The organism is Macrococcus sp. CoH-51_TC_04 (assembly GCF_058188655.1).
Window position 1 is genome coordinate 222,492 of the sequence record NZ_JBVGOY010000001.1, and the last position, 23,460, is coordinate 245,951.

Genomic DNA, 23,460 nt, shown 5'->3' on the forward strand with positions numbered 1-23,460 from the left:
GGAGGGAATATATTGAATTACAATTACAAAGAAAGTTATATCGCTAATGCGAATGATGACTTCACGATTAATAATGAAGAAGATATCTATAACGCAGACGTGATTAGGGAATTCGTGCAGCGTCATAAGTTGGAGCAGTTGCCACGACTACAATTTTTAGAAGATTATTATCTGAATAGAAATGTCGATGTATTACGTCCTAACAGACGAGCTGAAACAGATAGAAATAAAGCAGATCATCGAGCAACTCATAATTACGCAAAGTATATCAGTCAGTTTATCGTCGGCTACATGACAGGTAATCCTATTACTATCAGTCACAATGATAGTAATACACAACAAGTGATTATGGATTTAAATGACTTCAACGATGCAGATTCTGTGAACAGTCAATTATCATTAGACCTATCAATTTATGGTCGAGCATTTGAAGTTGTTTATAGAAATGAAAATGATGAAGATAAGTTTCTGCCACTTAATCCGAAAAATACTTTCTGCGTTTACAATACTGACATTGAAAGAAAAATGGTCGCTGGTATCAGATATAGTAATTCAACTGATAGTGATGGTAAACCTTTAGAACGTATCGAAGTCTATACCAATACTAAAGTATGTTATTACGAGTTAATGGATGGTAATTATCGTCTTACTGATGAGCAAGAACATTACTATAATGAGCCCCAGATTACAGAATATGTAAACGATGGCTTTAAACAAGGAGATTATGAGAATGTAATCAGCCTGATTGATTTATACGATAGCGCTCAGTCAGATACAGCTAACTACATGACAGATTTAAACGATGCGATGTTAGCAATTATAGGTAATGTGGATTTAACAGGTGATGAAGCAATTAAGTTCAAGAGTGCTAATATGATTAAAGTCACACCAGGAATGACTGCATCCGGTGGAGAAGGTAAAGCAGATGTTAAGTATGTCTATAAAGAATATGATGTGAATGGTTCTGAAGCATATAAAACACGTTTAGAAAATGACATTCATAAGTTCACAAATACACCTGATTTAAACGATGATAACTTTGCAGGCGCGCAATCAGGCGAATCCATGAAGTATAAGTTATTTGGTCTAGATCAAAAACGTGCGACTAAAGAAAGATTTTTCAAACGCGGCCTGATGAAACGATATAGATTATTATTTCGTATGCATAACATTGTCGGAAATGGATTAGATCATACAGACATCACAGTAACATTTACACCTAATCTACCTAAAGCTATTAAAGAATCAGTTGATGTTTTTACTGCATTGCAAGGCTCTATATCAGAAAAGACTTTACTCAGTCAATTGCCTTTTATCGATAATCCTGATGAAGAAGCAGAGCAAATGAAATTAGAAAGAGAAGCGCGTCAACAGGAACTGGAAAACGCTCGTTCTGACATTTACGATTTAACTAAAGTAGGTGTTGATAATGCCAAAGAAAAACAATAAGCAGTCATATTGGATTGAACGTGAGAAAGATAACCTCACAACAGAATTAATGAAAGACGAGCAGGTATCTAACGAAGTGAAACGCATACTAGAGAACGCTATGAATATGTGTAGGAAAGAAATCGAATCGTACTATACACGTTTTGCTGATAAAGAAGATATTACAGTTAGTGAAGCTAAGAAGTTAGTAAGTGAGTATGACGTTACTGAGTATGAAACATTGGCTAGACAATATGTTAAAGATAAAGATTTTTCTGATGAAGCGAATAAGCGATTACGACTGTATAACGTTTCTATGAAAGTGAATCGTGAAGAATTACTGCTCGCAACGTTGAATACGCATATGATTGCTGCAACGAATGATGTACATCATAAAGTAGATGAGTATTTACAAGATGGTGCTGTACGCGAACTAAAACGTCAAGCTGGATTGCTAGGAAATATCAGCGTAAAGCAAAGTGATATTGATTCAATCATCAACGCTTCTTACTATGATGCGACGTGGTCAAAAAGATTATGGAGTAACATGGACGAAGTTAGAAAGATAGTAGATGAAACTGCAATAAGTACAGTCTTAAAAGGCAGACATCCTAAAGAATCTGTTAAACGATTACGTGAATTAACAGGTAGAAGTGACTATGAAGCTAGACGATTACTTATAACAGAAGTGTCACGAGTACAGATTGAAGCAAAGCGATTAAGTTTTAAAAATCTAGGAGTTATTAAATATAAGTATCTTGCAGTTTTAGATAACAGAACTACACATATCTGCAGAAGTCTTAACGATAAAGTATTCGATGTATCAGACATGAAGCCAGGTATCAACGCACCTCCGATGCATGCGTTCTGTAGAAGTACAATTATTCCGTATAGTCGCAAAGAAGAGAGCGATTGGGATGAAGAAGATGGCGATTTATACATCGATGACGAGCAGATAGGACGTGAAGCAGATGCAGAGAATGATGCTGTGATGGCAGATATTGATGATATCATCGAACGTTTAGATCAGTTAGACATACAAGAAGTTAAAAGGGCGGTAAAAAAAGTTGAAAACAACCAACCCCCTCATCTCACAGTCAACTATAACAGAGCGTTAAATGAAGAAGAGCAACAGAACGTATTAGAACAGTTAAATAAAGCTGACAGACGTGCTGTACAGTTGTTTAATCAGTATGCCGACGTAAAAATAAAGAAAGATGATAATACTTACTATGATTTCGATAGCAATGCTATTCACATTGAAGAGGATTATATGGACTTTGGTGTTGAAGGTAGCCACGAAAAAGAATACGCTAGACCGTTTTTTCATGAGGTTGGACATGCGATAGACAGTAACTATGCGAATGGTACAGGCATGGGCAAACTTTTTGCAGCAAGTCTACTAATGCATAATAGCGATAACGAAGATATTAGTGATATTGCTAAAAACGAATGGCAGAATTTGATAAAGCGAACAATGAGACAGCATCATGTAGACGAGGGAAAAGCTATGGACATAATCGCTAAGAAGATTACAAACAGAAAACAATCTGATTGGATAGCCTTATCTTCGATAGTAGAAGGCATAACTGAAGGTGGATATCATTTTGGATATGGTCATGGCCCAGGTTATTGGAAAGATTATTCTTCGCTTACAACAGAAATATTCGCAGAGTTATACAGCCTGCTAGTCACTAACCTAAAGGCATATAAGTATATCGCTACTGTATTCCCTGAAACAGTTTCAATGTTCGAACAGATTATTAATTACATGTTAGAAGAATAGCTGACAATCGATAGATTGACGGTTATTTTTTATGTCCAAACCATGCTTAAGACAATAAAAGGCGCAAGTGATCATAAGTCCAAACCATGCAACGACTATAAACTTATCAAGAGAAAATAAGCGAGGTGCAAAAATGATTAATGACAACATGTTGAAATTAAATATCCAATTCTTTTCTGAAGATGAAAATACTGAAGAAACTATTGAGAACGGTCAGGAAAATACTGAGACAGAAGAGAAAGTTAAGACATACACAGAAGATGAGTTTAACGAGAGGTTACAAAACGAGTTAACTCGCAGACTAAAGCAAAAAGACAAAGAGCGTGAAGAAGCGATTAAAGAAGCTGAAAAACTCGCAAAGATGAACGCTCAGCAAAAGCAAGAATATGAAATTGAAAAAATGAAACGTGAACTTGAAGATTACAAGCAGCGTGAAGCATTAAATGATATGCGTAAAGAAGCGAGCAATATGTTAGCTGAACGCAATATCAATGTAAAAGACGATGTACTAGATTTTATCGTTAAGACGACAGCTGAGGAAACTCAGAAGAATGTTGAAGCGTTCGCTGAAGCATTTAATGATGCAGTCAATAGTAAGTTGCAAGAAACGTTAAGACAGAAGTCGCCTAAAAATCTGACGGCCACTGGATTAACAAAAGCAGATATCTTAGCGATTGAAGATGATCAGCAACGACAAAATGCAATCGCACAAAATAGACACCTTTTTAGGTAACAGGAGGATTTATATATGACAGTAGAAAATAATTTAGTTGATGTAAAAGCATTAGGGGAAGCGAAATCTATCGACTTTGCTAATAAATTAGGAGTAGGCCTTGATAAGTTATTTCAAGCGCTAAACGTAACGAATAAAATTCCGATGAACGTTGGTTCGGTGTTGAAACAGTATGCGTTTACTGTAGTTGATTCAACAGCGCCAAACGGTGTTGTGGCTGAGGGAGAAGAGATTCCTTTAACTAAAGTTGAACGTAAGCAAGTAGGGATTACAGAACTTACTTTCAAAAAATACGCTAAAGCAACATCTGCTGAAGCTATTCATGCACATGGTTACGACTTAGCAATCAATCGTACTGATCGTGAATTAATTCGTTATACTCAAAAGAAATTCCGCGCTGACTTCTTCTTAACTTTAAAAGCAGCAATCGAAAATGAATCACGTACAAATGATATCAAAGCATTGACAGCAGAAAATTTACAAGGCGCGTTATCAAAAGGACGTGCGAATCTTTCAGTGCTACTTGATGATGAAGTAACACCTATGGCATTCGTAAACCCAAATGACACAGCAGAACATATGGCAAAAGGTTTAATCAACTCTAACGGCGCACAATTTGGCATGAACTTACTTACTGATTATGTAGGTGTTAAAGTAATTGAATTTGCTGATGTACCAAAAGGCGAAGTATGGATGACAGTATCTGAGAACTTAAATGCAGCATACGCTAATCCACGCGGAGAGTTATCACGTGCATTCGACTTTGCTACTGATGAAACAGGTTTCGTTGGTGTATTACATGATATTAATTCACGTCGATTAACATCTGAAACAGTTTTAACACATGCAGTAACGTTATTCCCTGAAAACGTTGATGCAGTAATCAAAGTAACAATTAAGCCTGCTGTAGCTGGTGTGGGAGTATAAGAGTGGTTTAGTTGCCACTCTATTTTATTATAAGGTGGTGGTTATATGTTAGGAAAGGCGATTGTTAATTTTACTGATTTAGTAGAAAATAAGCATTATACGATTGATGATATCTATCATACTAATGATGAGAAACGTTATGGCGCGTTATCAAGCGATGATAATAATAATGGTGCGCCTGTTATTAAAGCATTAACATTAAGTGAATTAAAAAGTATCGCTCAAAAACATAAGATTAATGTACCTGCTAAAACAAAACGTGATGATCTAGAGAAGTTGATTGAAGGTGAAATTTATGCAGACGTTGAGTAATGTAAAACTGCAGATTGGTATCGAAGATGATAAACAAGACGACTTACTTAAGCTCATCATATCGAATGTTGAGAAAGCAATGTTAGGTTATTTGCCAGGCATTTTAGACGTACCTGTAGAACTCAGTTATATTGTCGAAGAAGTATCTGTAGCACGTTATTACAGACGTGGCAGTGAGGGAATGAAATCTAAAACAATTGAAGGTTTTTCCGTATCATATGATAACGAGTTTGATGCTTATCATCACATATTTGAACGCTATCAACCTACTAATGAAGCTACTCGTGGTTCGGTGGTGTTTTTTTAATGGATAAACATCGTGTTAAATTATACGCTCAAAAATCGGAGTACGACACACGCCTGAGTAAGACAGTAAATAAACTGAGTTTGATTACAGATACAACTTGCTTTGTCACAGGAATTTCTAACAAGAGACAACTTGAAACTTTCGGGAATCTTACAAGTGCAGATACGACAATAAGATTGCTCAATAAAGATGTGATAGGGGTTACACACGCATCTATTAAAGATGAAAAATATAAGATAACTAAAGTCACATCTTATGACAATGATGTCATCATATACGCTTTAAAGGTGCAATCATGGTGAAGTGGAAAGGTCTAAGTCGAATGAAGAGAGACCTAAAAAATCATAGTCGGAACTCTGACAGGAAGTTAGATGATGCTATTTCAGAAATCGGGATAATGCTTGAGCGTGAAGTAACGAGTAACGCAGTATTTACCAAAGGCTACACTACAGGTAACTTAAGACGAATGATAAATTATTCGAAAACAGGATTTGCTAAAGGGACACTTTCGTCACCTGCGCATTATTCAGGGTTCGTTGAGAAAGGTACGCGTTATATGGACGCGCAACCTTTCTTTTTTATATCAATTTACAAAAATCAACTGGAAGTAATGAACATACTAGAAGAAAAAACGAGGTGATTAGATGAAGTCGCCGCGTCAACAATTATACGACGAAGTATTCTCATCTATTTCGATGTTAGGTTATCGAGTATACGATTTATTGCCTATGAGCGAAGTACCTTATCCGTTTATCGTGCTTAAACACAGCCTGACGGACTATAGGAGCACACAAAAATTGAATAGGGATATGATAGTGACGCTCAATGTAGATACATGGCATTTAGCTGAAGATAGAGGTCTACATGACAAGACAATGTTTCAAATTGAACAGTTACTTATAGACTTTCAATTGAGTGATACCTATGCATTGAAGGTAAAGAGAATCAACGTGACAGAAGTAACGGACAGAACGACTAACGATGAACTATTACATGGTTCAATAGAAGTAACATATCAAATAAATTAAGGAGTGATCATATGCAAATTGCAGATGGTGTATCAAAAGTATTATATTTCAGAAAATTAGGTGACAAGACAGCAGCAACTTTAGTTTTACAACAAGAACATTCAAAATCATATAAACGAGAACGTGATGCAGTTATTACAAAGGCAGGTAAAGTCTTTAAAAAAGGCGAGCTAGAAGATGAGATTTCTATCAAAGCATTACAATCTACTAAAGATGATGCTTATAAGATGTTAGAAAAATCTATTGTAGACGGTGATGCTATCGAGGTGTGGGAAGTAGACCTTTCAAAAAAATCATCTGATTCTGAAACTGAAGGTAAATTCCAAGCAGAATATCGTCAAGGCTATTTAACTGAATGGGAAGCAACTTCTCCGTCTGAAGATGATCCTACTGTAGAAGGTACGTTCGTTACATTTGGCACGCGTCAAATTGGATTAGTAACTGTACCTCCAGAAGATTTAAAAAATGGTGGAGTTTTAGGCTATGCATTCCACGATATGATTGCATCAGATATTCCTAAAGATGGTTTAGCTACATTACCATCTGAGCCAAGCGTCGGAGTGTAATATACGAGGGAGTAAATCTCCCTCTTTTTTTATATAAAAAATTAACTAAAAAAGGTGGAAATATAATGTTAACAATTAATACAAACGGTAAAGTATTAGAATTAAAATTTGGTTTAGGTGAATTAAATGCAGTAGATAAAGCACTAGGACTAGAAATCGAGAAAATTAACTTAGGTGAAGGCTTTGAAATGTTAGTGCCAAAATTACAAACGGCAAATCCACTAGCATTAGCAAAGATTATTCCAGCATTGACGCTAAATCAACCAGGGCGACCAAAGACAGAAGACGAAGTACTAGAAGTGCTTAAAGCTGTTAAAGAACAGTTCGGCTCATTACAAGCATTCTGCGATGCAGTACTAAATGAAATGAAACATCATTTTTTGACCCAAGATCTAGTAAAAGACATCGAAGTGACAGTGACAGTGCCGACACAAACAACAGTACAGTAGTTACTTATTGGGACATCGTGATTAAAAGTATGGCGAACTTTGGTAAGCAGTCTATCGATGAAGTTAATCGAATGACCTTAACAGAGTTCTACTGCTTATCACATGCTAAGAATGAACGCGACTTATACGATGAGTATCGTATGCATAAAGTTGCTTATCTACAACGAGAAGCACAAGCTCAGATAGAAAAAGGTGTAGGAAAGAACAAGCGTACTGAATATGCATATAAATCATTTAAAGATTTCTTTGATTATGAAAAGGCTGAGAGACAGTTGTGTGATTTCCACGATGATGTCGAGAAGAAAACGAATGGTCCATCAAAGAAAAAAATAGCAGACATGTTAGCAGAAAGAAATAAAAAGTAAAGTGAGGTGATGGAATGTCAGATATAAAAGATAGTTATACGTTAGAAGCCTTGCTTACAGGCGATAACAGTCGCTTAAAGCGTGTTATTGATCAAGCGGTCGTGATGTTAGAAAAACTTGAAAATAAAAAGGTTGACGATATTGAAATTGATGGTGATGTGAAGCCTTTACGAAAAAAAGTTGAGAGCGCTAAACGACTTACTGAAATGCTAGATGGTAAACGAGTACAAATTGAAATTATCGCTAGAAACGCTGAAGCAATAAAGAATCTACGTCAAGTCAGACTGAGTGCAAAACGATTATCTAAAGAACGTCCGAAAATTGATGTCGATGTTCAGACAGGTGCAGCAAATGCGAATATCAAACGTTTCAAAGCTATACTTAAATCCATTCCAAATAAAGTACGCACTCGAGTAGATGTGGATTACGACAGAAATGTTTTTAGTAGGATTTCAGCAGGTTGGAGACAAATTCAAAACGTTAATAATAAATTTGGCGATGATATGGACCAACTTGCGAATAGTATTCGCGCTTTTGGTACTGTCAGTGCAAATATGATAAAAGGTTCGCTAGTGAGTTCTTTTACTGCTTTAATACCTATTATTGCAGCACTTGTACCCGCAATCATGGCAGTGGGTAACGCTATAGCAGTTGTTGGTGGTGGAGCTTTAGGGTTAGTAGGAGCGTTTGCAGTTGCAGGTGGTGGCGTAGCTTCATTTGGCGCTTTGGCAATATCAGCGTATAAGATGTATAAAGATGGCGCAATTCAAGCGAGTGATGCAACGCAGAAATTTGAAAGTTCGTTAAGTTCGTTCAAATCGGAATGGGAAAGCCTGGCGCAGAAGAATGCTGACAGTATTTTCTCAACGATGGCGAATGGTATTAATATTGCTAAAACAGCACTTACAGGTCTTACACCGTTTATTACAGGTGTCACAAAAAGCATGGAAGGATTATCTGCAAGTGTGCTTAAATGGTCACAGACAAGTGCTGTAGCGAAGAGTTTTTTTGATGTGATGAAAACGTCAGGTGTAACTGTATTTCAGGATATCATGAGTGCTGCAGGAAAATTTGGTAGTGGATTAATATCTTTATTTACTAGCTTTATGCCTTTATTCGAATGGGTGGCTAAAGGTTTCTCTAATATGGGTACTCAATTCAATAACTGGTCTCAGAAAGTAAGTACAGCTGAAGGTATTAAGAATTTTATTGATTATACTAAAACTAATTTACCTTTGATAGGTCAGATTTTTAGCAATACTTTTATGGGTTTATTTAATTTGTTTAAAGCATTTGGATCTAATAGTCAAACGATATTCGAATCACTTACTCAAATGACGGCAAAGTTTAGAGAATGGTCTGAAACTGTAGGACAAAGTGAAGGTTTCAAGAGTTTCGTAGAGTATGTTCAAACGAACGGTCCAACAATTATGAACCTTATCGGTGCAATCGCCACTGCATTAGTGAATTTTGGTGTCGCTATTGCTCCTATTGGACAAAAAGTATTAGAAGTTGTTACTGCCTTTGCCCAATGGTTAAGTACGTTGTTTCAAACAAATCCTGTAGTTGCACAGATTGTAGCAGTATTGGTTACTTTGCTTGGTGTAGGAATGCAACTAGCACCTGTGATTATGTTCCTAGTTAGAACATTTCAATTTCTTATTGTTCCGTTGGGACAATTAATGGGGGCAAGTACACTCGCATCAACTGCAATAAAGTTGCTAGGTATAGCGTTCACATTCTTGACAGGACCTGTTGGGATTGCAATTGCTGCAATCACTGCATTAGTTGCAGGACTTATTTATCTGTGGAATACGAATGATACGTTCAGAAATGCTTTTATAGTAGGTTGGGAAATGACAAAGGCAGCGTTCGTTGCTGCAATTGAGATCATAAAACAAACGCTGATAACAGGTTTTACTACTATGATAACTGTAGCGTTGCAAATCTTTTCGGGATTGCAAACAGGAATTTCAGCAATATGGTCTACGGTAAGCGCAGTTTTCTCAGCATCAGTTAATTTGATAATAAGCGTAGTATCATCAGGCTTTTCATCAGTACTTAGCTTTATAACGTCAACGATGAGTTCTATAAGCAATTTCATTTCATCTACGTGGTCGAGTATTGTTTCATCGATAGGAAGTTTTATCAGTTCAGCAATTTCTATAGTTTCAAGTGGGTTTAGTAACATTTTATCTGTCGCAACGTCAGCGATGAGTAATATTTTAAGCGCAGTAATTTCAGCATTTGCATCAATTGTCTCATCGATTTCTAGTGGAATAAGTACCGCGGTTTCAATTGTAACGAGTGGCTTTGGAAACATGATTTCTGCAGTGGTTTCTTTTGCATCAAACTTGGTATCAAGTATAACTTCTGCAATGAGTAATTTTGTTTCAGCTATCAGTTCGGGTGCATCACAAGCTGTAACAGCAATACAGACTATGATATCTAATATTATAAGTGCTGTTACGGGTGCAGCATCAGATATGGTTTCAGCAGGAGCTAACTTAGTTAATGGATTTATTAGTGGTATTCAATCGATGGCACAAGAAGCAGTAAACGCAGCAGCAGATATGGCTAGTAATGCAGTTAGTACTGTGAAATCGATGTTAAAGATTGCATCCCCATCACGTGTGTTCAAGAAAATAGGTAAGTGGACTTCTGAAGGTTTCGCAATCGGTATTATGAAAAAAGTACCACAAGTTATCCAGGCTTCTAAAACTATGGCGAATAGTGCTGTTAAAGCATTAAGTAAGATGAAAACTAATTCTTACGATAAAGCGAAGCAAGGCTCTAAATCGTTCTATGAATCATTGAGCAAGACTTCTCAAAGTGCTAGTAATAAATTAAGTGCTAATAATAAGAAGATTGCAAGTATTCAGCAGAAATTGAAGGGGAAAATCTGGAAAAGCACACGATCAAGATTAAATAAACAGCTTATTGACTTAAGAAAAGAGAATAAAGCATATACTGTTCAAAAGAATACAATTACTAAGTTGAGAAGTACGCTAAGCAAGAGTACTAATCAGCTACTAAGTATTGCTAATAAGCGTGAAAAAGTTGCTGATAAACTAAAGGTCGCACAAGATAACTTGAAACAAGTTCTGAAAGATAGACAGAATTTTAAAGATGGCATTATCGATAGCACACGCTCATTTGGTTCAATATCGAATTCTAAGGTTTCAACTCAACAAGGATTAGTAGCAGATATGCGTGCTCGATTAAAAGCAGTAAATGACTATGCTAAGAACATCAATGCGCTTAAGAAAAAAGGTGTTCATAAGAATATCATCGCAGATTTATTAAGTGCTGGCGTTGAAGGTGGCGCAGGACAAGCTAAGATATTAGCAAACGCTTCTAAGAATACAATCAAGCAAATTAACACTGTGCAAAAGCAAATTATGAGTGTTACTAGCAGTTTAGCTGAAAGACAAGCTAAAGATTTCTACACTGTAGGTCTTAATACTGCAAAAGGAATCGTTCAAGGATTGCAGAAACAAGACAAAGCATTGCAAAAGGCAGCTGAGCGTATCGCAAACACTATTACGAATACTGTTAAGAAAAATTTAGGTATCCATTCTCCATCACGTGTATTTAAAGCGTTAGGTATATATACGATGCAAGGTTTTATTGGTGGAATAGATAAATTGAGAACACAATCTATTAATAAAATGGCTAACTTATCAGAACGTGTATCTGAAGCATTTACACCTCAGTTCGTTAGTGGTTTACCTGATCTAACAGGAAACTTGCGAAATGCTACAGCGAACATCGCTTCACATGTTAATGCTGATGTCGTTAACACAGTAAGAAGCGAGCCTGTAGGTGTTACCTTAAATGCTAACTTTGTATTAGGAAATCGTGACTATAATGCTTTTGTTGGTGATATCACCGATAAACAAAATTCAAGAGTAAGACTTCAAGAAACATATAATGTGTAAAGGCTATCAAGTGGTAGCCTTTATTTTTTAGGTGGTGGATAAATGAATTATAATTTTACAGATATGAATAACATAGCGCGTTCTAGCGTGACTAGTGCCAATCAACTGATTTATAACGATGTAAATATAGATAAAACTCTATCTGATATTAACTGTGATATCATCACATTGAACGTGACAGGTCGTGCTGCGTTAGAGTATAACATCAATACAGTTACTCCTGACGGTATCGATGGAGAATTATTTCAAAGTGCTACATTGAAAGCCAGAACATTACAGGTAGAGATGTTGATTAGCGCTAAAGATAACGCTACTTTGAGAAAAAAGTACGAACAGTTGAATAAAATGTTTTCGAAACGCGAGATAGTATCTATACGCTTTAGCGATGAAATAGACAGAGTATATTATGGTATTTATACAGCCAGCGACAATCCTAAAGAGGATTCGAACGAACAGATATTTAATATCGATATATTATGCACTGATCCATTCAAATACTCTGATGTACAGACTATAAGTTACAGTAGCTCGGCAATTTTGAGTATATTAAGCGATTTTCCTGTTAAACCTTATATTGAAGTCGAATATTCTGGAGTAGGCACTACGTTAGATATTATCAATACGAAAACTAAAAAAGGGATAAAACTCGTTGGTTTAAACCCATCTGTAGAAAAAATATACAAGATAGATGTTTTAGAGAATAGAATTACTAAATCAAATTTAGATACTAATGCTTTGACTAATCTTAATATTACATCCGATTGGGAAGAATTTGATATTAAGACAGGTGATCAAGTCACTTTTCTTCCCGCACCAAGTAAAATCACGATCAAATATCGAGGTGTATTTTTATGATATATCTATTCGATGTCAAAAAAGAGTTAATAAAGGTTATCCCTCGCAGAAATATCGTTAGTGCAATTCAAGAACTTGAAATCAACGGCTTGTATACTGCTGAAATTGAAGTTCCTCTATTCTATAAAACTGAACAGGGTCAAATCTTCAATCATAAGAAATCATTCGATAATGCTTTATTTTTCGGTCATTTTGACTATCATAAAAAGTTTCAATTGTATAAAATCCATAATAGAAAAATCGATGGCAAACAACTTATTATTACAGGCGTTCATCTATTTTTCGATGAAGCTAAAGCGATGAGTGTTATTCGCGATAAGCGACTAATCAATGCTGATGCTCGCAAGGTTGCGAATGTCGCGTTTGAGGGTACAGGGTGGACTGTTCGAGATTACGACACGACAAAAGAAAAAAATATAGATTTGTATTATATGACACCGATAGATGCCAGGAAATTAATTATCGAAGAATATAATGTAGAGTTTGACTATGACTTTTCTTTTGATGGCAGGAAGGTTACTTCTAAAAATATTTATATTCGTAATAAATTAGGCAGATGGACTGGCGATAGATATCATTACGGAACAAACATACTCAGTATCACGCAAGAGCAAGATGATGCAGAAGTTTATACTGCAGCGATAGGCAGAGGGACCAGTGATGATACGAATACAGCTTTAAACGCTAAAGTCCTTTTTGATGATTTGACATGGTCTAAAGATGGTTACAACAAGCCTTTAGGTCAAGATTATTTAGAAATCGTTAGCGCTACAGAAAAATATGGATACTATGACGAAAAAACAGCTAAAATAAAACCTCGAATAGCAATAATTGAATTTAGTGATATCCAAGATCAAAAAGTTTTAGCTGATAAAACATGGGAGTGGTTAAAACAAAACTGTGTCCCTAAAGTCACATACTCGACTACTGTTTCAAAGGTAGGAGAGTACTATTTAGGTGATGAAATCGCGATTATCTACAAAGAAATTGATATCATTAAAAAAGCTCGTGTAGAAAATATGAGAGTGAACCTTCTTAATCACGACTTAACGGAATTAGATTTAGGCGATTATACTTATTTTAAACAAGATAAGTATAGAGAGCGTATAAGCAATGAAATCAAAGAAACAAAAAAAGAAGCTAATAGCTACATTGTTAAGCTAAAAAAAGAATTCGATGCAAACTTCGAAGAGCAAACACTGAGTTTCGCTAAAGCTATTGAACAGGTAAAGATTAATGCACAATCTGAAGTTGAATCTGCAGAAAGGAGACTATCAGAAGAAATAGATAATGAATTGAATGCGTTAAAACAACCGAACGCATTACCATCATCTGTTCTTCAAATAGACGAACTATTAATAAACAGATTGATATCTGATAATATGTTTGCGAACACTTTAGGTTCAAATTATCTTTTTAGCGAGATAATAAAAACAAAATCTCTCGAAGCAGTTAATGCAAATATTTCAAATTTGAGGTCTAACATACTTACTTCTAACGTGATTAAAGCAGAACATATTGATTCTGGCACAGCCCTTATAGACAAATTATTTTCTAACAGTGCTAATATAACAGGTTTGACAAGTAAATCAGCTTTTATTAGAAATATTCAAGCAATAGACATCGACTTAAACAGGGCTACTGTGCGGGGTTCTTCCGATGATGAAACAACAGTATTATCTGGGGGCAAGATTCGTTCTACAGGTACATTCACACGCACATTCCCCGAAGGTTCAGCTACTTATGAATCATATACAGAAAGTTGGAATGGTACATATAGAAGTGGACTAATCAGTAAGAGTTCAGGTGGTAAAAAACAGACGGGTATCACTAGATGGCTATCTCTCAATGATAAATCAGTAACAACACAAAGGGAGATCCATTCAGCATCACCAGATAAAAATGGTGCAAGATTTATAGACTTCTTTGCAGAAGAAACATTCGGTAGTGATGTGACGGGACAAGGGATGCATGTCTATTCTGGGCAGGCATTAAAGATTGAATCGGAGTATGGATTGTATCTCAATGCTAATAAACGTTTCTATATCCGTACTGAAGATAGTGGTTTAGAAATTAATAAAGACGGTCAAAATCTAGTATTAAAACGTACTACACCATATAATTCAACAGCTGGTTCTGGTGGTAGTTATATGTCTATACAGTCATCTGATGGTGTCGAACAAGGACACGTAGGTATTCTATCTAATAATCGACATTTAAGTTTAAAGTCTAGCTATGGTGAAGTACTTTTGAAAGGCAGTAAGGTGTTTGCTCTAGATGCAGATGGCGTAAACAGGGTTCAGATGTACGCACAATACTTTAGTGGTGAAAAGATAATCGGGAACATTGAAGCTGCTGAAAGTAATATATACGCTATGTGTCACGATGAGTTACGTGTAGTGAGCAAAGCTGGATATAACGGTGGAAACATAACGTATAAGAATATTCGAGCTAACGATGCTGACTTCAATGGTATTTCTTATAATAGATGGACGCAGAAGTCTAGGGAAGAATGGAAAACAGGTATTCGTAAATGGGAAGTAAATGCTTCAGATGTTCTTGCAAACGAAGTTGATATCTATGAGTTCTATTATAAAACTGATCTCAACTATCTTACTAGAGGCTCAGTTATTGGTGAAGGATATAAACTTCCAGACTTTTGGTTGTCTAGCAACAAGAATGGAGTAGATAATGGAGCGGTACTTTGGACTGTAACAAAAGGGTTACAAGAGCAGATTGAAAGAAATAACGATTTAGAAAGTAGACTAAAAATATTGGAGGACAAATTAAATGAATCAACCACAGCGTAATTTAGAAAAAGAAGTAACATTACTACAACAACAACTCATGATGGCGGTAGCGGATAAAGTGATGGTCCAGGCAATGTTAGATGATGCTTTAGAACAACTAGAAAAAAATAATGATAATCAAGAAGTTGCAGAATAAACTGTAGCTTTTTTTTATAAATAAAAAACAGGAGGTCATTCAAATGACAGAAAAAATTCAAGAGTTTTATTTAGTAGAAAGAAATGCAAGTGGTTCAGAAAGTTGTTTAACACGTAACTATTCAAATGGATTTGTAGCAGGTGCAACGCCTAGTAACGCTTTTAAATTTAAAGATGAGGAGCAAGCGAAACAGTTCTGTAAGATGCAGAATATGTTAGCAGCAATATTCGACAATGGAACAAAAACTTTCTATGTAAAACAAGATGTTGAACGTACTAAGTACAATGAAAATGGGGAAGTAGTCGTAGAAGAAACGTTATAAGAGGTGGTGAAAAATGTGGATAACAATCGGAGGAATGAATTTGGAAAATATCGAGATGCTTAAAATTTATTTATATGGAGGAGATATCAGATTACTACACTTCTTATGTATATTGATGCTAGTAGACATCGTGACAGGTATTGCTAAAGCGGTGTATAACAAGAATTTATGGTCGAGAAAGTCATTATTCGGCTTTGCTAGAAAATTGATGGTATTCTGTATCATCGTATTGGCTAACGTGATTGATCAGATACTTCAATTAAATGGTGGATTGGTCATCGTCACAATTATGTTCTACATCGCCAACGAGGGGCTTTCTATTATTGAAAATTGTGCACAGATGGGTGTGCTAGTACCTGCAAATATATCAGAGAAATTAGCAGTTATCTTAAGTGAGAATGATAAGCAGTCAATTACAACAGAAGTGAAAGAAGAATTCACAGCTAAACATTCAAAAGATTTGCCTGGGGGACAGGTTGATGTAAGCGTTAAAGTTCAGTCAGAAAAAAACGAAGAAATAAATTAAGGCAGCTCACTATGAGTTGTCTTTTTTAAATACAAATTATAGGGAGAGAAATAACATGACATATAAAATTATTAATTCATGGTTACCAGCAAGCAAATATAGTTTAAAAGCACCTTTCTCAATGGATCCTGAGTATATTACAGTTCACAATACAGGTAATACAGCGAGTGCTAGAGAAGAAGCAGCGTATCATAACTCAAATAATAGCGAAACATCGTATCATGTAGTTATCGATGAAAATGAAGTACATCAATTAATTCCTTTCAGTCGTAACGCTTGGCATTCCGGAGATGGTAGAGGTAACGGAAACATGAAATCTATCGGAATCGAAATCGCACGTTCAATGGATAATGGATATAGTGGTCCTAAGTCACAACGTTATATGCAAGCAGAAGAAAACGCAGCGTTATATATCGCTCACGTTATGCACGAAAGAGGTTGGGATATGAGCCGACTAAAACGACATTATGATTGGTCTGGTAAAGACTGTCCTCACAAAATGCATGCTACTGGAACATATCAACAATTTAGAGATAAAGTACAAAAGCACCTTGTCGCTTTAAATAATGGTAAAACAGTTCAGGCAAGTACAGTTAATAAGCCTGTACAAAAAGCACCTGCTAAAAATACAGGTGGTTGGAAGGTCAATCAGTACGGTACTCGCTGGAAAAACGAAAAAGGTACTTTCATTAGTGGTAGTGAGCCTATCCAAGCATATTACGTTGGACCATTTGTAATTGCTAAGAATAAAGCAGGAAAGTTACCTGCTAAAGCTACAGTTAAGTATGATGAAGTAATGGTACAAGACGGATATGTTTGGATCGCTTATGATGCGAATGATGGAAAGCGTATCTACTTACCAATCAGAACACATAAAAATGGCGTTGATGGATCACTTTGGGGAACAATTAAATAAGCATGATTACTAGCCCTGCACTCATTAATTTGAGTGTAGGGCTTTTTTTATTTCGGTCATATACCCGAATAATTTAAAATTCGGTTAAATAGCCGAAAACACCTAATCAATTAACATGTGGTGTTTTTAGAAAGTTACCCAAGATTTAAACACTTATAAAAATGGGTGATTAATTGGGTAACTACTAATAAATTATTATATATAAGTTAACATTGTTCAATTTATAAAACGTTGATATTATACACTTATAATCACTTATAATCACAGTATTTATCTACCGTATGCAGGTGTCTGAGTGGGAACGTGACCAATATATGAAGCAGTATTAATAGAAGTAGGCTGCATATTGCTTATTAAATCAAAGACAAATAGAATTTATCTAGTAAATGCCAGGTATTAAACAAAATGAATATATAATCAAAATCAAATATCTAAAAAGGGAGAGAATCTAGTATTCTCTCCCTTTTTAAATGGAATCAATATTTCAAAGCTTGTGTAAGTTCTAATATTATAGGATAAATGTCCTATAATAAAGGTTTAATTAAAGTGTAATGGATGATAAGAATCTTGTAAAAGAATCATAAGTGATATTAAGTCTTATTGATAATCCTGAATCTGTAGCTATATTTGAGTATTCAATTCCGGAGTCCAAATTAATGTAAACAAGAATACCGTCCTCTAAATCAATTATTGTGAAAGATAAGTCTGGTTCTGTAAAATATAGAAAGTTGAGAGTATTTTCAAGCTTATATGTATTCATTAAAAGTATATCTTCTTCGAATAACGCGATTTCTTTTGAAACATTCCTATTGTCATAACTTATTATCAAGTTATATACAGTACATACATCTCTTTCTTCCTTTTTTACTAATATAAGAGCTATATTATTTTCTTTATAGTCTCTATCTTTAAGTACGAACTTTTTTTCCATATTTTTGTGTCCTTTTATACATTCTTTTTTTGTATATATGAAGTTACGACATGATTATTTTTTACTACTAATATTGTACCTGTCGCTTTATTTTATAGAATTTTAGCACCTGTGTTTCTACCTGTGTATTTGACTAAATAAAACTCCTATTAATTTTATATAATTATAATGTAGTTTAACACAATTTACTAAAAATAGTATAAAATAGGTTTGTTGTCATGTAGAAATATTATAAAAGGTAGAATAAAATTATAAAAGGTGAGAGTATATGAAAAAACATAGAGGACTTAAGAAAATATTTAAAGCAACCTTGGATAATTATCATGAAAATTTTATTAAATATAATGGATATATAGAATTATATGTTCCGCAAATAGGTTTTATGAATGAAGATATCAATGGGAAAGAATATCAAATTATCAATGTTCTAATTGAAAATACTAAACATTCTATTCCAAAGGATGCAAATTTTATGTATGTGATAGATGAACTAAATATTTTGAATAGTCATATAATTATAAGTGACGATAGTAATGATTTTAATTTAAACCTCAGGCAGGAATCTTTAGAAAAAATTCCTAATTATCTCAAACAAATAGAAAGTAAATTTGATTTGAAGTTCAAGCGCATGGTCTCTATAACGGAAATGAACTTTGTAGATTATATTAATTTAGGTGAAAATGATAAGTTAGATATACTTTATTACATAAGAAAAGACGAAGAAAAAGTAATATTTGTAACAAATGTATTGTGGACTTGGAGTAGTATGTGAAAAGAAGCATAGAACATATAAAACTTCATTAATATCTTGCATTTGTTTACTTAAAAAATAGTAGGGGTATTTTATATTTTAATAAACAGTAGGAGAATAATATGAATATATTTACTTGTTGTGTTTGTGGTTACCTAGATTTAGATGAAACTCCATATTACGAAGACTTTGCGGGTAGCAATGTCATATGTGCTTGTTGTGGTTTTGAATATGGTGTCGATGATTATGATAATCCAGGCATAAACTATGAGACTTTAAATGATAAAGAAGCTGTAGAAAAGGCACACCAATTATCGAGAGAAGAATGGATTAAAAGTGGATGTAAGGTGTTTGATCCTACAGTATACAGCCCTATAGATATTAAAGATGGAAAGTTAGAAAAAAGAAAAGTTATAGAACAGTTTAAAAATATAAACTATAATTTTGATAATAATCCACATAAAAGAAGTTAATTAACTGGTTATGCAGGAATGTAAAATAAACTGTGTAAGTAGAGTGCGTACGACTCTGCTTCGCAGTTTTTTTATTTTCCTAGCGCGCTAACGCTTACTTGATCCATAAAAAGTGTTGGTTAAAAATCAAACCAATGGAATGTCAACAGTTTCTTAGACACTTTTCATGTGTAGAACTTTAAACGCCATTGGTGTTAAATACTGTAATGAAGAATGTGGTCTAAAATTGTTGTACCAATTCACATAATCAAATAATTCTGTTTCTAACTGTTCTAAGCTTTCAAATTTCATCTGTTTTGCAAATTCGGTTTTCAGTGCTTTCATCGTTGCTTCTGCAACTGCATTATCATAAGGTCAACCTTGAGTACTTAATGAACGCTTGATTTCAAAAGTCTTTAAACAATCTACGTGTCGTAAGGTTGCATAACTAATAAAGAAACAGACATATTCATTAACGAATATGTCTGTTTCTCTTGGGGTTACTAGTAAATAAGATATAACTAACAAATATCAGTATAAATATCTTTAAGTTTAAAGTAGTATGGACTATCAAAGTCATTACGCATATAATCATGATTCAAGTGATTATAAAATTCAATTAATCCTTCTTTTACAGCATGATTGAATTCATTTAAAGGTAATGAATATGTTGTACGTTTATCTTTTTCTTCTAAAATTGTAAGAACAATATTATTTTCTTTTTTAAATGTATAAATTTCAAAATCTACATCTAAATATGAAATTATATACTCATTCATAATAGTTGCTTGATATAAATCATACCATAGCATATATAAGTCACCAGTCTGAACATGTTTGTCTACAATTATATTTCCACTGTCTTCAATACAAATACTACCTTCAAAATATCCTTCATTATCTTCATTACTAAACAATTCAACTTTTTTAAAATCTGCACCGATTGGAATAAGAGAAAGTCTTCGCCCTTCAGATGTTAATTGGTTATTTTTGTAATTATATTCTAAGTCATTCAAATGTATATTATAAGCAAAGCTTGTAACTCTCAAAACATAGCCCTCCATTTTTAATTAGGGTAGAAAGAAGATATTTTACCACTTGAGTTAATAGAAATATGTGAATCGTCTATACTTAATTGGAATCGGTTCCTCTATATATGAGCTTTGTTAATGCGTAAAATATGCCTCATATGCGGCAAGTACCGCTTGGTCTGCATCTTTATCCTCGATACCAAACATCATACTTATTTCTGATGAGCCTTGATTGATCATCTTTAAATTGATATTGCGAGCCTTAAATGCCTCTGTTGCTTTATTAGCGGTACCTACAAGTGTTTTCATACCTAGACCTACAACCATCAGTATTGCGATATTCTTTTCTATTGAAAGAGCGTCTACTTTTAATTCGTGTTCTATTTTTTCTAGTAACTTTGCTTCCTTTCCTTCAAGCTGGTGGGCGCGTAATATAATACTAATATCATCGATTCCAGAAGGCATGTGTTCATATGAAATATTCATATCTTCTAGAATTGATAAGAGACGACGTGTAAATCCAATTTCTCTGTTCATCAAATATTTCTTCATATTAATACTGGCAAACCCTGTATCACAACTTACACCAACGACACCTGTAGATTGTCGTGTATTCGTAATGAGTGTTCCTGGGTGATCTGGGTCGTTCGTATTCTTGATGTTTACAGGTATTTGAGAACGATAGACAGGAAGTAATGCCTCATCATGAAACACACTGAAACCAGCATAGGAGAGTTCTCGCATTTCTTCATATGTCAACTGTATAATTGAAGCAGGATGATCAACGATATTGGGATTTGCTGAGAAAATACCTGATACATCTGTAAAATTCTCATAGACATCACTGCTTAAACTGCTGGCGATAATTGCCCCTGTAATATCACTGCCTCCACGAGAGAAGGTGTTGATATCTCCGTTCTTATTAACACCAAAAAATCCAGGAATGATTACTTTGCCTTCAGCATGAGCAAGATTATTTTTTATTTTTTCATAGCTTTCTTCTAATACGATGGCATTAGAGGGTTCATCACTGACGATAAGCCCAATATCTCCTGGAGATAAATAAGTCGTCATTATTCCTTGTTCGTTGTTGTAGCTTGCTATAAGCTGCGCATTGAAATCTTCTCCGCAGCTCTTCAAAGCATCTGTCAGTCGCTCGGGCTGATCTTGATAGCGCATAATATAGTCATTGAGCTGAGTACGGAAAGTCTCGATTAATGAGTGACGTATATTCAGCTCTCGTTCTATTTGTAGAAATCGTTCAAGTATTTGTGAGATGAGCTCCTGATAATCTTTTTTATATGTAACAGCTTCTACCAGAGCAATAAGCAAATCTGTAACTTTAACATCCTTATTATGACGTTTTCCGGGTGCAGATACGACAATGTATTTCCTCGTTGCATCATTATTAATAATATTCAGTATCTTTTTAATCTGTTTAGCATCGGCCACACTTGAACCACCAAATTTACAAACTTTCATAAAATCACTCATTTCGCTTAATGTTATTGTTATTTTATCTTTAAAGTGTAATAGAATATAGAGTATATGATCATTTTCATAAATTATTCTATAAATCTTTACATTGCTGATGTTTTAGTTATACTATATTTATGAATCCTTTTCAAGAATACATTTGTATTCTCGGTAAATACATAATCGGGAGTGAGATAATGAAACAAATTAATATTGCGTTATTAGGTCTAGGAACGGTGGGTACGGGTGTCGTTCAGATCCTTAAGGAGAACCATGAACAGATAAAAGAGAAGTTGAATACGGATATTCGAATTACATGGATACTTGTTTCTGATGTAACAAAGCCAAGAAGTATCGAGATCGCACATTATCAACTCACTGATAATATAGAAGATATCAAAAATGATGATACGATAGATATGTATGTCGAGGTAATGGGTGGAATAGAAAATACGAAAGAGATATTACTCTATGCATTGAATCAGAAGAAGCATGTAATTACTGCAAATAAAGATCTACTTGCAGAGCATCTAGAAGAGATGGAGCAAGCGGCCCATAGTAACGGTGTCTCTTTAAAATATGAAGCCAGCATCGCTGGAGGTATTCCTGTAGTAAATGCTTTGAATTATGGTTTGAACGCGAACGGTATCGGTAAGTTTATGGGAATATTCAATGGAACGTCTAATTTTATATTGAGTAAGATGACACATGAAAGACAATCTTATGAAGAAGCATTACGAATTGCTACAGAATTAGGTTTTGCTGAAGCAGATCCTACAGCAGATGTAGATGGTATAGATGCTGCCAGAAAAGTAACCATTATGAGCTATCTTGCTTTTAATCAATTCAGAAAACTTGAGGATTGTCGATATACAGGGATCAGAGAAGTGAAGTTATCGCATATCGATATTGCCAAAGCTTTTGGATATCGCATTAAATTGATTGGTAGTGGTGTCATGAATGGTGATGATGTATCTCTATATGTAGAACCGATGTGCATTCCATCTGATCATCAGTTATCGCATGTCGAATACGAATATAATGCAATTTACATTGATGGAAATGCTGTTGGAGATACAATGTATTACGGTAAAGGAGCCGGTAGTCTTGCAACTGGAAGTGCTGTTGTCAGTGATATCCTGAACGTAATAGAACTCATAGGGACAGATCTTCACAACTTGCCGCTGCATCTTGAAATTAAGCAGGAGACGCGTGAACAGCCTTCTTGTTTACTTTTGATTATCGATTTGTATGCAGATAGTAATATTGAAGCAATACTGAATGAAATTTCAGTTGAAAGACATATTGTAAGGGATGGCATGCTTGCAATTGAAACAGACCGAGAAGTAAATTATGAATATCTAGAAGAACAGCAATTAAACTATAAAACTTATAGAATTGAAGGTGTATAG

25 protein-coding genes and 1 pseudogene are annotated in these 23,460 nt (G+C 34.7%); 22 read left to right on the forward strand and 4 right to left on the reverse strand.

Annotated elements, in window-relative coordinates; all coding sequences use genetic code 11:
* Positions 1–12: 12 nt before the first annotated feature.
* The 19 genes from ACZ2V4_RS01090 (at position 13) to ACZ2V4_RS01180 (ending at position 17,407) form a co-directional block, all read left to right on the forward strand.
* Positions 13–1,449 carry a phage portal protein gene (locus ACZ2V4_RS01090; protein WP_490514408.1) on the forward strand — a complete coding sequence of 479 codons (1,437 nt, stop codon included), beginning with the start codon at positions 13–15 and terminating at the stop codon, positions 1,447–1,449.
* Positions 1,430–3,214 (forward strand): minor capsid protein, encoded by a 1,785-nt coding sequence (locus ACZ2V4_RS01095; protein WP_490514409.1) that lies wholly within the window; start codon positions 1,430–1,432, stop codon positions 3,212–3,214. The genes ACZ2V4_RS01090 and ACZ2V4_RS01095 overlap by 20 nt, the downstream gene beginning before the upstream one ends.
* Before the next feature lie 133 nt (positions 3,215–3,347).
* Positions 3,348–3,947 (forward strand): DUF4355 domain-containing protein, encoded by a 600-nt coding sequence (locus tag ACZ2V4_RS01100; RefSeq protein ID WP_490514410.1) that lies wholly within the window; start codon positions 3,348–3,350, stop codon positions 3,945–3,947.
* 15 nt (positions 3,948–3,962) lie between these two features.
* Positions 3,963–4,874, forward strand: a complete 912-nt coding sequence (locus tag ACZ2V4_RS01105; RefSeq protein WP_490514411.1) for a capsid protein — start codon at positions 3,963–3,965, stop codon at positions 4,872–4,874.
* 45 nt (positions 4,875–4,919) lie between these two features.
* Positions 4,920–5,186, forward strand: a complete 267-nt coding sequence (locus tag ACZ2V4_RS01110) for a hypothetical protein (protein ID WP_490514412.1) — start codon at positions 4,920–4,922, stop codon at positions 5,184–5,186.
* On the forward strand, positions 5,170–5,493 hold the full coding sequence (locus ACZ2V4_RS01115) for a phage head-tail connector protein (protein ID WP_490514413.1): 324 nt from the start codon (positions 5,170–5,172) through the stop codon (positions 5,491–5,493). The genes ACZ2V4_RS01110 and ACZ2V4_RS01115 overlap by 17 nt, the downstream gene beginning before the upstream one ends.
* Entirely contained in the window at positions 5,493–5,795 is a 303-nt protein-coding gene (locus tag ACZ2V4_RS01120) for a hypothetical protein (RefSeq protein ID WP_041635933.1), read from the forward strand. Before ACZ2V4_RS01115 ends, ACZ2V4_RS01120 begins: the two co-directional genes overlap by 1 nt.
* Positions 5,789–6,133 carry an HK97-gp10 family putative phage morphogenesis protein gene (locus ACZ2V4_RS01125; protein ID WP_086038341.1) on the forward strand — a complete coding sequence of 115 codons (345 nt, stop codon included), beginning with the start codon at positions 5,789–5,791 and terminating at the stop codon, positions 6,131–6,133. Before ACZ2V4_RS01120 ends, ACZ2V4_RS01125 begins: the two co-directional genes overlap by 7 nt.
* Before the next feature lie 4 nt (positions 6,134–6,137).
* A complete protein-coding gene (locus ACZ2V4_RS01130) occupies positions 6,138–6,521 on the forward strand; it encodes a DUF3168 domain-containing protein (protein WP_086038342.1) in 384 nt (127 codons plus the stop codon).
* An 11-nt stretch (positions 6,522–6,532) separates the two neighbouring features.
* Positions 6,533–7,087, forward strand: coding sequence for a phage major tail protein, TP901-1 family (locus tag ACZ2V4_RS01135; protein ID WP_413475508.1), 555 nt, complete (start codon positions 6,533–6,535; stop codon positions 7,085–7,087).
* Positions 7,088–7,152: 65 nt separating this feature from the next.
* Positions 7,153–7,536, forward strand: coding sequence for a tail assembly chaperone (locus tag ACZ2V4_RS01140; RefSeq protein WP_490514414.1), 384 nt, complete (start codon positions 7,153–7,155; stop codon positions 7,534–7,536).
* A 17-nt stretch (positions 7,537–7,553) separates the two neighbouring features.
* On the forward strand, positions 7,554–7,901 hold the full coding sequence (locus tag ACZ2V4_RS01145; RefSeq protein WP_490514415.1) for a hypothetical protein: 348 nt from the start codon (positions 7,554–7,556) through the stop codon (positions 7,899–7,901).
* A 14-nt stretch (positions 7,902–7,915) separates the two neighbouring features.
* A complete protein-coding gene (locus ACZ2V4_RS01150; protein WP_490514416.1) occupies positions 7,916–11,842 on the forward strand; it encodes a phage tail protein in 3,927 nt (1,308 codons plus the stop codon).
* A 42-nt stretch (positions 11,843–11,884) separates the two neighbouring features.
* On the forward strand, positions 11,885–12,697 hold the full coding sequence (locus tag ACZ2V4_RS01155; protein ID WP_490514417.1) for a distal tail protein Dit: 813 nt from the start codon (positions 11,885–11,887) through the stop codon (positions 12,695–12,697).
* The gene (locus ACZ2V4_RS01160) at positions 12,694–15,507 is read left to right on the forward strand and encodes a phage tail spike protein (RefSeq protein WP_490514418.1); all 2,814 of its coding nucleotides are present in this window, start codon (positions 12,694–12,696) and stop codon (positions 15,505–15,507) included. The genes ACZ2V4_RS01155 and ACZ2V4_RS01160 overlap by 4 nt, the downstream gene beginning before the upstream one ends.
* On the forward strand, positions 15,488–15,643 hold the full coding sequence (locus ACZ2V4_RS01165) for a hypothetical protein (RefSeq protein WP_490514419.1): 156 nt from the start codon (positions 15,488–15,490) through the stop codon (positions 15,641–15,643). Before ACZ2V4_RS01160 ends, ACZ2V4_RS01165 begins: the two co-directional genes overlap by 20 nt.
* Positions 15,644–15,686: 43 nt before the next feature.
* Complete coding sequence (locus tag ACZ2V4_RS01170) at positions 15,687–15,965, forward strand: hypothetical protein (protein WP_490514420.1); 279 nt, start codon at positions 15,687–15,689, stop codon at positions 15,963–15,965.
* Positions 15,966–15,978: 13 nt separating this feature from the next.
* Positions 15,979–16,491, forward strand: a complete 513-nt coding sequence (locus tag ACZ2V4_RS01175; protein WP_012656885.1) for a phage holin family protein — start codon at positions 15,979–15,981, stop codon at positions 16,489–16,491.
* A gap of 55 nt (positions 16,492–16,546) precedes the next feature.
* Positions 16,547–17,407: an N-acetylmuramoyl-L-alanine amidase gene (locus tag ACZ2V4_RS01180; protein WP_490514421.1), complete on the forward strand. Its 861-nt coding sequence runs from the start codon at positions 16,547–16,549 to the stop codon at positions 17,405–17,407.
* Between the two features lie 541 nt (positions 17,408–17,948).
* Here the strand turns inward: ACZ2V4_RS01180 and ACZ2V4_RS01185 are convergent.
* Positions 17,949–18,338: a hypothetical protein gene (locus ACZ2V4_RS01185; RefSeq protein ID WP_219494717.1), complete on the reverse strand. Its 390-nt coding sequence runs from the start codon at positions 18,336–18,338 to the stop codon at positions 17,949–17,951.
* Positions 18,339–18,606: 268 nt separating this feature from the next.
* Between ACZ2V4_RS01185 and ACZ2V4_RS01190 the strand changes: the two genes are divergently transcribed.
* Together ACZ2V4_RS01190 and ACZ2V4_RS01195 are read left to right on the forward strand one after the other, a co-directional pair.
* Positions 18,607–19,110: a hypothetical protein gene (locus ACZ2V4_RS01190; RefSeq protein WP_490514422.1), complete on the forward strand. Its 504-nt coding sequence runs from the start codon at positions 18,607–18,609 to the stop codon at positions 19,108–19,110.
* Between the two features lie 101 nt (positions 19,111–19,211).
* Complete coding sequence (locus ACZ2V4_RS01195; protein WP_219494719.1) at positions 19,212–19,562, forward strand: hypothetical protein; 351 nt, start codon at positions 19,212–19,214, stop codon at positions 19,560–19,562.
* Positions 19,563–19,715: 153 nt separating this feature from the next.
* On the opposite strand, the pseudogene ACZ2V4_RS01200 reads toward ACZ2V4_RS01195, so the two are convergent.
* The 3 genes and pseudogenes from ACZ2V4_RS01200 to ACZ2V4_RS01210 all read right to left on the reverse strand — a co-directional run.
* Positions 19,716–19,967 (reverse strand): annotated as a pseudogene (locus tag ACZ2V4_RS01200) (integrase core domain-containing protein); the annotation flags it as partial.
* 95 nt (positions 19,968–20,062) lie between these two features.
* The gene (locus tag ACZ2V4_RS01205; protein WP_120786769.1) at positions 20,063–20,590 is read right to left on the reverse strand and encodes a hypothetical protein; all 528 of its coding nucleotides are present in this window, start codon (positions 20,588–20,590) and stop codon (positions 20,063–20,065) included.
* 117 nt (positions 20,591–20,707) lie between these two features.
* The gene (locus ACZ2V4_RS01210; protein WP_490514423.1) at positions 20,708–22,054 is read right to left on the reverse strand and encodes an aspartate kinase; all 1,347 of its coding nucleotides are present in this window, start codon (positions 22,052–22,054) and stop codon (positions 20,708–20,710) included.
* Positions 22,055–22,245: 191 nt separating this feature from the next.
* Between ACZ2V4_RS01210 and ACZ2V4_RS01215 the strand changes: the two genes are divergently transcribed.
* Entirely contained in the window at positions 22,246–23,460 is a 1,215-nt protein-coding gene (locus ACZ2V4_RS01215; protein ID WP_490514424.1) for a homoserine dehydrogenase, read from the forward strand.

Excerpts from the sequence above, each read along its gene's own strand:
- ACZ2V4_RS01195 (WP_219494719.1), top strand. The coding sequence starts at position 19,212 with ATGAATATATTTACTTGTTGTGTTTGTGGTTACCTAGATTTAGATGAA.
- ACZ2V4_RS01175 (WP_012656885.1), top strand. The coding sequence starts at position 15,979 with ATGTGGATAACAATCGGAGGAATGAATTTGGAAAATATCGAGATGCTT.
- ACZ2V4_RS01135 (WP_413475508.1), top strand. The coding sequence starts at position 6,533 with ATGCAAATTGCAGATGGTGTATCAAAAGTATTATATTTCAGAAAATTA.
- ACZ2V4_RS01120 (WP_041635933.1), top strand. The coding sequence starts at position 5,493 with ATGGATAAACATCGTGTTAAATTATACGCTCAAAAATCGGAGTACGAC.
- ACZ2V4_RS01210 (WP_490514423.1), bottom strand. The coding sequence starts at position 22,054 with ATGAAAGTTTGTAAATTTGGTGGTTCAAGTGTGGCCGATGCTAAACAG.
- ACZ2V4_RS01115 (WP_490514413.1), top strand. The coding sequence starts at position 5,170 with ATGCAGACGTTGAGTAATGTAAAACTGCAGATTGGTATCGAAGATGAT.
- ACZ2V4_RS01185 (WP_219494717.1), bottom strand. The coding sequence starts at position 18,338 with ATGGAAAAAAAGTTCGTACTTAAAGATAGAGACTATAAAGAAAATAAT.
- ACZ2V4_RS01125 (WP_086038341.1), top strand. The coding sequence starts at position 5,789 with ATGGTGAAGTGGAAAGGTCTAAGTCGAATGAAGAGAGACCTAAAAAAT.
- ACZ2V4_RS01105 (WP_490514411.1), top strand. The coding sequence starts at position 3,963 with ATGACAGTAGAAAATAATTTAGTTGATGTAAAAGCATTAGGGGAAGCG.
- ACZ2V4_RS01130 (WP_086038342.1), top strand. The coding sequence starts at position 6,138 with ATGAAGTCGCCGCGTCAACAATTATACGACGAAGTATTCTCATCTATT.
- ACZ2V4_RS01140 (WP_490514414.1), top strand. The coding sequence starts at position 7,153 with ATGTTAACAATTAATACAAACGGTAAAGTATTAGAATTAAAATTTGGT.
- ACZ2V4_RS01100 (WP_490514410.1), top strand. The coding sequence starts at position 3,348 with ATGATTAATGACAACATGTTGAAATTAAATATCCAATTCTTTTCTGAA.
- ACZ2V4_RS01170 (WP_490514420.1), top strand. The coding sequence starts at position 15,687 with ATGACAGAAAAAATTCAAGAGTTTTATTTAGTAGAAAGAAATGCAAGT.
- ACZ2V4_RS01190 (WP_490514422.1), top strand. The coding sequence starts at position 18,607 with ATGAAAAAACATAGAGGACTTAAGAAAATATTTAAAGCAACCTTGGAT.
- ACZ2V4_RS01095 (WP_490514409.1), top strand. The coding sequence starts at position 1,430 with ATGCCAAAGAAAAACAATAAGCAGTCATATTGGATTGAACGTGAGAAA.
- ACZ2V4_RS01155 (WP_490514417.1), top strand. The coding sequence starts at position 11,885 with ATGAATTATAATTTTACAGATATGAATAACATAGCGCGTTCTAGCGTG.
- ACZ2V4_RS01110 (WP_490514412.1), top strand. The coding sequence starts at position 4,920 with ATGTTAGGAAAGGCGATTGTTAATTTTACTGATTTAGTAGAAAATAAG.
- ACZ2V4_RS01180 (WP_490514421.1), top strand. The coding sequence starts at position 16,547 with ATGACATATAAAATTATTAATTCATGGTTACCAGCAAGCAAATATAGT.
- ACZ2V4_RS01165 (WP_490514419.1), top strand. The coding sequence starts at position 15,488 with ATGAATCAACCACAGCGTAATTTAGAAAAAGAAGTAACATTACTACAA.
- ACZ2V4_RS01160 (WP_490514418.1), top strand. The coding sequence starts at position 12,694 with ATGATATATCTATTCGATGTCAAAAAAGAGTTAATAAAGGTTATCCCT.
- ACZ2V4_RS01150 (WP_490514416.1), top strand. The coding sequence starts at position 7,916 with ATGTCAGATATAAAAGATAGTTATACGTTAGAAGCCTTGCTTACAGGC.
- ACZ2V4_RS01215 (WP_490514424.1), top strand. The coding sequence starts at position 22,246 with ATGAAACAAATTAATATTGCGTTATTAGGTCTAGGAACGGTGGGTACG.